Origin of the sequence: uncultured Bifidobacterium sp. (genome assembly GCF_963540075.1) — a bacterium.
GTDB lineage: Bacteria > Actinomycetota > Actinomycetes > Actinomycetales > Bifidobacteriaceae > Bifidobacterium.
Genome location: NZ_CAUTOG010000047.1, coordinates 1 through 10,213, shown reverse-complemented (window position 1 = coordinate 10,213; position 10,213 = coordinate 1). Strand labels below are relative to the sequence as shown.

At 67.5% G+C, this 10,213-nt stretch carries 7 protein-coding genes; all 7 read right to left on the bottom strand.

What is annotated here, in order from left to right; translation table 11 throughout:
- A partial coding sequence (gene tsaE, locus RWX87_RS05845) for a tRNA (adenosine(37)-N6)-threonylcarbamoyltransferase complex ATPase subunit type 1 TsaE (protein WP_314688559.1) occupies nucleotides 1-456 on the bottom strand: 456 nt, incomplete at its 3' end.
- Between the two features lie 65 nt (nucleotides 457-521).
- A complete protein-coding gene (gene holA, locus RWX87_RS05840; protein ID WP_399552321.1) occupies nucleotides 522-1,478 on the bottom strand; it encodes a DNA polymerase III subunit delta in 957 nt (318 codons plus the stop codon).
- Entirely contained in the window at nucleotides 1,475-3,385 is a 1,911-nt protein-coding gene (locus RWX87_RS05835) for a ComEC/Rec2 family competence protein (protein ID WP_314688554.1), read from the bottom strand. The genes holA and RWX87_RS05835 overlap by 4 nt, the downstream gene beginning before the upstream one ends.
- Before the next feature lie 113 nt (nucleotides 3,386-3,498).
- The gene (locus RWX87_RS05830; protein ID WP_314688552.1) at nucleotides 3,499-3,996 is read right to left on the bottom strand and encodes a helix-hairpin-helix domain-containing protein; all 498 of its coding nucleotides are present in this window, start codon (nucleotides 3,994-3,996) and stop codon (nucleotides 3,499-3,501) included.
- A 374-nt stretch (nucleotides 3,997-4,370) separates the two neighbouring features.
- Entirely contained in the window at nucleotides 4,371-7,343 is a 2,973-nt protein-coding gene (leuS, locus tag RWX87_RS05825; protein WP_314688549.1) for a leucine--tRNA ligase, read from the bottom strand.
- 92 nt (nucleotides 7,344-7,435) lie between these two features.
- The gene (locus RWX87_RS05820) at nucleotides 7,436-8,302 is read right to left on the bottom strand and encodes a transporter substrate-binding domain-containing protein (RefSeq protein WP_314688547.1); all 867 of its coding nucleotides are present in this window, start codon (nucleotides 8,300-8,302) and stop codon (nucleotides 7,436-7,438) included.
- 95 nt (nucleotides 8,303-8,397) lie between these two features.
- On the bottom strand, nucleotides 8,398-9,351 hold the full coding sequence (locus RWX87_RS05815) for a magnesium transporter CorA family protein (protein WP_314688546.1): 954 nt from the start codon (nucleotides 9,349-9,351) through the stop codon (nucleotides 8,398-8,400).
- Nucleotides 9,352-10,213 lie beyond the last annotated feature (862 nt).

Sequence of the window (10,213 nt, the reverse complement as noted above, 5' to 3'; positions counted from 1 at the left end):
CGCCCCCATGGAATCCACCGGACGATCGATGCGCACCTCGAGCCTGACGTCGGCCAGGGCCGCCGCCATCTGCTCCCCCCATTCCATCAGCACCACGGTGGCCTGCGAGGGATTCTCCAGCTCCTCGTCGAGACCGAGGGCCTCGAGCTCATCGAGAAGCGCATCGCGCGCGTCCTGCCCGGGGGCGAATCCGTCCCCGCCGAGACGATAGGCGTCGACGTGCACGAGCCGGGCCGACGATCCGTCGGCGAAGCGCCCCGACAGCTCCCGGGCGATCGTGAACGTCGGGGAGACGACGGGACCGCTGACTCGCAGCCCTGCTCCGAAGCCCTGCGCGAAGGTCGTCTTGCCGGATCCCAGAGGCCCCGACAGAAGAATCACGTCCCCGCCCTCACAGATTCGCGCGATCCGCGACCCCAGGGCACGCATGTCCTCGGCGGTCGGAACCGTCAGCATCCGCTCTCCGCACGTCGGCCCGTCGCCGTTCCGAGGGCATGGGGAACCGTCCGTCGTCCTCCCCGTCATAGCCGATCCTCCCTTCCGCGTCTCGTGATGGCCGCCACCGCACGTTCGACGGCGTACTCCGCGTCCCCCGTCCCCGTCTTGGCGTGCTCGTCGGCTTCGGCGAGCATGCGGATGCATCGGGAAAGACCCTCCGACGTCCATCCCGGGAGCTGACGCGCGGCCATGCGCATCACCCAGGGATTCGTCCGCGTCTCGGCCTGGGATATGACGCCGGCGCGGACGGCGGCCGCCTTCCCGATGGTGCGCAGCTTCATGGCGAGAACGCCGATGATGGCGATCGGGTCCACGCCCTGGGCCAGGGCCTGGCGAAGGGCGATGACGGCCTGAGAGGTGCTCGCCTGCATGGCGCTGTCCGCGACCATGAACCCCGTCGTTCTGGGGCTCGCGATGAGATAGCGCGATATGGTCTCGGCATCGATGGGGTCATCGGGGCAATCGTCGCACAGCTGGTCGCACATGGCGGCGAGCTCGCCGGTGGAATCCCCGAGTACGGCGACGAGCCGCTGGGCGGCGTCGGGGGTGACGTGGCGGCGACGGCCCTCGAAGCGCCTGAGGACGAAGTCGAGCCGGGCCTCGGCGCGCGACAGATCGGGAAGCTTCACGAGGCGCGCGCCGGCCTTCGCCAAGGCGTCCACCGTCCGTCTGCCCCGCACCCCGCCGTCATGTCGGGCGAGGACCACGCTGCAGGAAGCGGAAGACGAGGAGGATTCCCTGCAGAAGACGATCATGGCGTCCCGCAGACCCTCATCGGCGGCGGCCAGGTCGGTGATGGTGACGATGGAGGAATCCGAGAGCAGGGAGGCCCCCACGGCCTCGTCGAAGTCGTAGCGGTCGGAGATCGCCGCATCGAGGTCGATGGGCTCGGCATCGGGCATCCGTGAGCGACATCGACGACGCAGATCCGTCAGGACCTCGGAGGCGAGATAGTCATCCGCCCCCGAGACGATCGTCATCGCCGCCGGTTCCCGTCGTGCCACCCCTTCAATCTCTTCCCATCGGTGGACATGCCCGATTCCCCGCATCCCTCGATCAGCTCCCGCGTGTCCCTCATCCACCGTCCCAGAACGTCGGAGGGAGACCGTACGAAAGCCCTTCCGATTGCTTCCGCGTCAATGCCGGCAGGGTCGTCCGCTCGTCGACGGAGGACATCGGACAAGGGGACCGTCCGCCCCGAGCGTCGCGGCCTGACGGGAGCCCTCGGAAGCCGAATCACATGGTTCGGGGTCGTTCCGGCCCGGCGCGCATTGGTCGAATCCACATGCCGGACCCCAAGGACGGCAAAGACGGAGACCGCGCCCAGCACAGCGGCACCGACGGGACCGGGAATCCACGGGATGATGACGAGGGGCGCTCCGTCGAGGAGACCGACCGCGGAGGCCATGACGGCCGTTCCGCAGGATGCGGCCCAGGCGAAGGGAAAAGCCACTGTGACCGACACCGCCGAGATCGTCATCGCGACGAGACCAAGCACCGTGGAGACTCCGACGACGGGCGTGACGAGCAGATTGACAAGCGGAGCCCACAGCGGAATCCCGGGTTCGAGCAGGGTCTGGATCGGAAGGGCGGCGATCTGGGCGGCGAGGGTGACGGCGAGCGCCGCGGCCACATGTCTCCCGAGCACGGGCTCCATCAGACGTCGGCAGGGCCCCGCCGCAAGGACTATCCCGAGAACCGCCGCGCATGACAGCGCGAATCCGATGCTGCGCGCCATCCCCGGGTCGAGGATGATCACGGTCACGGCGGTCCAGCAGGTCGCCGAGCAGGGACGCGAGGGGCGTCCGATGGCCAGCGCCGCGGCGGAGAGCATCCCGGCGCACAGGGCGCGCGTCACCGAGTCGGAGGGAGCCATCATCAGTGCGAGAACAAGACAGGATGCCGCGCACAGGACGGCCGTGAGACCGCGTGGAGCAAGCAGCCGACGGCACAGTCGCGTCACCATGCCGGTGAGAAGCAGGAAATGACCGCCCGACACGGCCATGAGATGCATGATCCCGCCATCCGAGAATCCCTGCTCGACAAGAGCCGCGTAGGCCGGGTCGATGCTCTCCGAACCTGCATCGTCGGAACCGGGATCGGCCCGATCGGCGCCGGTCATGCCGATGGTGAGGCCCGGCACGAGGATTCTCCCCTGGTCGGACAGCCTTTCGGTGACGTCGAAGAAGCGGTTATGCAGTCGTCCGACGACGCTTCGCAGGGAATCCGGTTCGGACTCGACACTCACGCCGCCTGAGCCGATGCGGATCCAGAGCTCAAGGGCATCGAAGGGCGACGCGCCGGCATCGCCCCGGACCCTGACCGTGGAACCCTGCCGGAGCAGACGACAGTCCGATCCGGAGGCGAAGACCACGACGTCCAGATGCGTGGAAGCACCGATTCCCGTCCCTGCCGTCTCCGCGGTGCGGACGTCCGCGCGGCAGTCGGCGTCGCGGAGATCCGCGACGACTGCCGGGGATGAAACGGTTCCCCGTATCACGACGGGGCCGGCCTGCGCCAGGGATTCCACCAGGACGACCTCACGGACAAGGCGGAGATCCTGCGTCATCGTGGAGCATGCCGCCGCCAGAGCGGCGACGAGAAGCAGGAGAAGACCGGTGCTCGCCCTCCATCCCGATCGCGGGCATTCATTTCCGGCTCCGGCCGCCTCGGTTCCGCATGCCCTCCCCGTGTCTCTTCTCCGCCGTCCACGACGGGGGAACCGCGCGACGAACGACATCACGACAACAGGACGGACAAGACACGCCGTTGCCGCAAGGGCGACGACCGCGGCCGTCGCCAGGATGAACGGAAGAAGACGGCCGGTCATGACGCTTCCGTGAACCGCCAGGGACACCACCCACACCGTAACCGTCACGGGAATCATCCGTAGGTCATCTGCGCTGGTAACGTGCGCGAGAATCGGGGACCCTCGGCGCTCCGCATGCCAAGTGTGCCGTGATGGATCGGGGACCGAGGCGATGATCACCCGCTTCCCGCTCATGACGCGGACACCAGCGGTCTGAGCCTCTCCAGCGTCTTCTCCCCGATGCCCGAGACCTCGAGGAGTTCGTCGATGCTCGAGAATCTGCCATGCGAGGCACGGTATTCGATGATGCGTCGGGCGATCGCCGGGCCGACGCCCGGAAGTGTATCGAGCAGCGTCTCGTCGGCGGTGTTGACGTCCACCAGCGAGGACGTCGGGGGTGGGTCCGAGGATGCCGAGGTCGCTTCGCCGGGAACGTCCCCGGCATCGGAATCCGACGGCTGCGCCGAGGATGCTCCCTCCCGGGACCCGTTCGACGAGGCGTCGTCGGATCCCGGGAGGGGAACCGCAGCGTCCTGCTGGAAGGCCGCGTAGTTGGCGGCCTGGGCGACAAGCATCGTCAGACTCGCCGACAGGGCGACGAGAAGCAGAAGGATGACCGCGACCGCCTGGACCGGACCGAAAAGCGCACGCGACCCGCGGCGCCGCGCATCCGGACTCCCCTCCCTCATCAAGGTCGCCACCGCGGGATACGGCCTGAGGGACGTGAGCGCGGATGAAGCCGATGCGGGCGGAGGAACCCCGGGCAGGCCGGGCCTCGGGACGGCAGGCGGAGACGGGGGCGGCGGAACCGTCTGCCCCGTCTCGTCCGCATCCGATATGCCGGAAACCCGGAGCCTCGGGGAACGCGACAGCAGGGCCAGCCGCACGCCCAAGTCGACGTCCTCCCGCGCACGCCCGGCGGCGGGAGGGCTTGGCGACGTCGTGTCCTGCATCCCTCCACGATCCGTCGGACGGGGTCCGAGGGGGGGACACAGGCGCGCATGTGGTCGCGGGCGTCGCGATCCACACCCTCCGATGACGGTTCGGAGGCCGGCCGTCCGATTCAGTCGGCCGGCACGATGGACACGATCTTCGGCGCCCTGACGATGACCTTCCGTGGCTCCTTCCCGCCGAGACGCGCCTCGACGGACTTCAGGGCGCGCTCGCGCAGCTCGTCTGGATCGATGTCGGGGCTGACCTCGAGCTTCGCCCGCACCTTGCCGCGAATCTGCACGACGGCGGTCACGGTCTCCTGGCCGACGTAGCGCGAATCCGCCTTCGGCCACGGGTCATGCGCCAAGGATCGCGGATGACCGAGTCTGCTCCAGAGCTCCTCGCAGATATGCGGAGCGATGGGAGACAGCATGAGAATAAGCGGCTCCACGGCGACCCGCGGCACCCTGTCCAGCGAGGTCAGATGGTTGTTGAGGACGATGAGACGCGCGATCGCCGTGTTGGGGCGCATGCCCTCCATCTCCTCGGTGACCTCGGCGATGGTGGTGTTCAGCAGCCTGAGGGTGCGCTCGTCCGGCGCGTCTTGGGAGACGACGAGCCCGCCCGTCCTCTCGTCCACGACGTTGCGCCACAGCCTCTGCAGGAAGCGCATGCCGCCGACGACGTTGCGCGTGTTCCAGGGGCGCGACTCGTCAAGCGGTCCCATGCTCATCTCGTAGAGACGGAAGGTGTCCGCTCCGTAGTTCCGGTACATGTCATCGGGCGTGATGATGTTCTTCAGGCTTTTGCCCATCTTGCCGAACTCGCGGCTGACGTGCCGGCCATGCCAGGTGAAGGCGGGTTCGCCGTCGGCTCCGTCGGGCGCCTGGACGACCTCCGCCGCCGGCACGTACTGGCCGCGGTCGTCCGTGTAGGCGAAGGCCTGGATCATGCCCTGGTTGAACAGCTTGTGGAAGGGTTCGGTGGAGCTCACGTAGCCGAGGTCGTAGAGCACCTTGTGCCAGAACCGCGAGTACAGCAGATGCAGCACGGCGTGCTCGACCCCGCCCACGTAGAGGTCCACGCCGCCCGAGGCGCCGGCGGTGGCGTTGTGATGCGGCCCGATCCAGTAGTCGAACTCGTCCTTCTCCACCAGATGCTCGGCGTCCTTCGGGTCGAGGTAGCGCATGTAGTACCAGCAGGAGCCCGCCCAGTTCGGCATGGTGTTCGTGTCGCGGCGGTAGCGCTTCGGCCCGTCGCCGAGATCCATGACGACGTTCACCCATTCGGGGTTGCGGCTCAGCGGAGCCTCGGGGTTCGATTCGGCGTCGTCCGGAGCGAAGGTCCTGGGGCTGTAGTCGGGGACGTCGGGGAGGTTGATCGGCAGCTGGTCGTCGGGGACCAGATGCGGCACGCCGTCCTCGTCGTAGACGATGGGGAACGGCTCGCCCCAGTAGCGCTGCCGGGAGAACAGCCAGTCGCGCAGGCGATAGCTCGTCGTCCCCCTGCCGACGCCCGCCGCCTCGAGCCATCGCGCGACGCGGGAGATCGCGTCGTCGACCCGCAGACCGTCGAGGGTCAACGCGTCGCCGCGGGCGGCCGTGGCCGTCATCGAGGAGTTGATGACGATGCCGTCATGCGAGACGAACGGAGCCCTCCCCTCGTAGTTCGCCAGGTCGTCGCCGGAGTCCGGCAGCGGACGCACCGTGTAGATGACGGGAAGGCCGAACTTCACGGCGAAGTCGTAGTCGCGCTGGTCGCCTCCGGGGACCGCCATGATGGCGCCGGTGCCGTAGTCCATGAGGACGTAGTCGGCCGTGAACAGCGGCAGACGCGCGCCGGTGATGGGATTAACGGCGTACAGGCCGGTGAACACGCCGGTCTTCTCGCCGCCCTCGTCGACGCGGTCCTTGGCGGTGCGTGATTCGGCGGCGAGGCGGTAGGCGTCCACGGCCTCGCGCGGGCTCGCATACCCGCCCTTCCAGGAGTCGGGGACGTCGTCGGGCCATGCGTCGGGGACGTCGTGCAACAGGTCATGCTCCGGGGAGACGACGGCGAAGGTCGTGCCGAAGAGGGTGTCCGGCCGCGTGGTGTACACCTCCATGTCGCGGGTCCCCGAGGGCGCGTCGACGCGGAAATGCACCGAGGCGCCGTGCGATTCGCCGATCCAGTTGCGCTGCATGAGCTTGACCTTCTCGGGCCAGTCGATGGTGTCGAGGTCCTCGATGAGACGATGGCCGTACGCGGTGATGCGCATCGACCACTGCCTGAGCTCGCGCTGGAAGACGGGGAAGTTGCCGCGCTCGGAGCGTCCCTCGGCTGTGACCTCCTCGTTGGCGAGGACGGTGCCGAGACCCGGGCACCAGTTGACCGGGGACTTCGAGATGTAGGCAAGGCGGAAGCCGTTGAGCACCTCGGCCCTTTCGGCGGCGGAGAGGTCGCCCCACGCCTGCGACTCATGGCCGGGGATGGGACGGACGCCGGATTCGAACTCCCCGACGAGCATGGAGATGGGTCGCGCGGAGCCCTTCCCGCCGTCGCGGCGGACGAAGTCCGGGTCGTACCAGGCGTCGTAGATGCGCGAGAAGATCCACTGCGTCCAGCGCATGTAGCCGGGGTCGATCGTGGCGAAGCTGCGCCTGTCGTCGAAGCTCAGCCCCATGCGGTGCAGCTGCCGGCGCATGTTGGCGATGTTGGCCTCGGTGGTCACCCGCGGATGCTGCCCGGTCTGCACGGCGTACTGCTCCGCCGGTAGCCCGAAGGCGTCGTAGCCCATGGCGTGCAGGACGTTCTCGCCCTTCATCCGGTGGTAGCGGCTGACGACGTCGGTGGCGAGATAGCCGAGCGGATGGCCCACATGGAGTCCCTTGCCGGAGGGGTAGGGGAACATGTCCATCGCGAAGTAGGAGGGACGTCCGTCGGCGTTCCTGTCCTCGCCGTCCGTGAGGTCGCCGGAGACGTTGGCGGCCCAGAACGTCCCGTGCTCGTCCCAGTAGCGCTGCCATCGGGCCTCGATGTCCTGTGCCAGCCCCGCATCGTAGCGGAAGGGCGTCCTCGCCCCGTCGTCGGATTCCTTCGTCGCGCTCTTCTCGTTGTCGCTCATAGCTTCGGATTATCGCGACGCAGGTGGACACCCGCGCCGCATCGGCGGGCCCTTCGCATCGGCTTCGGGAGAAGTCCCGCCCGGGGCACTAACTATCCGACGTACGCGTCTATCGTCGGACGTCGGATGGCCGTCCCCCGTCGGTATCCGGTCGAGGAGACGAGTTCGTCCACCGCGGCCCTCCAGGAGCCGTCGTCGACCATGGCCGTCAGAGCCCGGCGGATCTGCGCGACGAGACGGCTCTGTCCGCTCCTCACGGCGACCGCGTGGAGGGATCTGGAGAAGCGTCCGGAGGCCATGGACAGCAGCCCGGCCCCCTTGTCCGCGACCAGACCGGAGAGGACGGCATCGTCCCCGCTCACGGCGTCCGCCTCCCCCACCAGCAGCGCCGTCAGACATTTCTGGTATCCGCTGCGCTGGGACACGACGGCGGCGGGCGCACGTCGCGAAATCCCCTGCGCGCCGCCGGAGCCGGCCACCGTGCACACCCTGCGACCGGCCAGCGACCCCACGTCGGCAATCGACCGCACGTCCCTCTTCCTCACCATCAGACCCTCGGAGGCGACGAGATACGGGCCCGCATAGTCATAGCCCCGATCCGATCCCGCATCCATGGGCAGCGCGGTGACGACCATGTCGGCGCGGCCGGAGTCGAGGGCGTCGGCGACCCCGCCCACCGTCACGGACACGAAGACGAGCTGCTCCGAGCCGTATCCCAAGGCCTGCGCGACGTACCTCGCGACGGTGACGTCGAGGCCCGAATACGTCCCGTCATGGAGAAGACCGAGGCCGGGCTCGTCGGTCGCCACCCCCACCGAGAGCACGGGCCCCTGTGGAAGACCGGTGGATGAGGAGGACGTCCCGCATGCCGCCAGGGAGAGCATCGCGGCAAGGGAGCAGACAAGCGCCAGAAGGCGGACGGACGTCCTGCGCGAACCATGCGACGGGAAGACATCCATGGTGGACCAGCATAGCCGCCGGAGTGGAACGAGGCTCCCGCCGCGGGTCTGGAACCATGGTGACCCCGTGGAGGCTGCCAAGGCCGCGCCTGCCGTCAGCGGAACAGACGCGAGCGCGTGAGGAACCAGGTGACGAGGATGGACAGCACGACCGCGACCACGACCACGACGGCGAACCCCCATCTGTCCCCCGTCAGAGGCATGCCGAGCATGCCGCCGCTTTGGAAGTTCATGCCGTACATCGAGAAGATGAGGGTGGGGATGGACAGCGTGATGGAGATGATGGTGAAGATGCGCAGGACGTTGTTGAGGTTGTTCGAGACGATGGACGCGAAGGCGTCGGTCATGTTGGCGAGGACCCCGCTGTAGATGTTCGCCATCTCGATGGCCTGCTTGTTCTCGGTGATGACGTCGTCGAGCAGGTCCTCGTCCTCCGGGTACTGCTTGATGCGCGACAGGGTCGTGAGCTTCTCCATGACGATCTCGTTCGATTTGAGGCTGGTCGTGAAATAGACCAGCGTCTTGCTCAGCTCGAGGAGCATGAGGATCTCGCGGTTCTGCATGGAGTGGCGAAGCTTGAGTTCGAGCTTGTCGCTCTCCCTGTCGATGATGCGCAGGTAGCGCAGGTACATCGTGGCGTTGCGATAGAGGATCTGCAGGATGAAGCGGGACTTCATGTAGGTGTTGAACCCGCGGATGGTGCCCTCCATGAAGGGATGAAGCACCGGCGTGTCCTGCATGCACACGGTGATGATGAGGTTTTCGGTGACGATGATCGACAGAGGGATCGTCTCGTACCAGTCGCGTCCGCTGCGCTCCTCGACGGTGGGGATGTCGACGATGACCATCGTGTAGTCGTCCTCGGCGTCGACGCGGGACCTCTCCTCATCGTCCAGAGGGGCCCGCAGGTCGGCGAGGTCGATGCCGGTGCTCTGGGAGACGGAGGCGAGCTCGACGTCGGTGGGTTCGGTCAGGCACAGCCAGGAGCCGTTCCGGGGTCTGTCGATCTGCTCGATCTGACCATTGACGGTGCTGAACATCCTCAGCATGTCTCACCTGCCTTCCGGGTTCCCTGTCCGTCGGCGCTCCGCACTCGACGGGTCTCCTCGTCGGCGTCGGCACGGCCAGGCGTGCCGCCGCGCCCCACCAAGGATAGCCCCGGGCATGGCCCCGAAGGTCGCCGCGCAGAGGAACACGCAGGGGGAGGCGCCCAGGCGTCAAGGATGGGACCGGGCGGGGGTATAATCCCACCTTGTCGTAGCCCGCGTTCATGTCACGTCGCGGAGGTGCCTATGAAGGGGACGCGATGCGGGGTTCCCCTGTGCGACAGGACTCCCGTCGCCATGTGGGATACCCATGCGAAAAAGCGGGGCGACGGATTGACGTGGTCATCCGTCCCGGTATGCGCTTTGCATCTGTGGATCCTCGACGGCGGCGGTGATCTGGAGCTCAGGTACCGCGGCTGACGCGGTCGGGGTCGCGCCTTTCCACGTCCTCCCGCCGTCGGGTCGTCATGCGTCGGATACGCCACAGCCCTGATATCAGGCCGATTCGCATACCCGGAAAACGGAGGGTGCGTGTTCTTCTTTGCCATGGCGGTCTCAAGGCTGTGTACTGGATGTGCTGCTTCTCGGGGTGAGGGGAATCCGTCGGGGGCGTAGGACGGATGGATCAGAGGGACGGGTCGTTATCCGTGTGCCGATCCGCATCATGGGGACGACGAACGTCCGGACACGCGCGGGGAACGCGCCGCCGAGGCCACGTCTGGACGCTATCCCAGATGCCTGTCGTCGAGATCGCCGGGGGCGAGTCCCAGGACGCGTTCGATATCCGCCGGCGAGGCGTCGTAGTCGAGTCCCACGTCATGCAGATGCCACACCATCTTGCCCATGACGGCCTCGAGATGGTCGT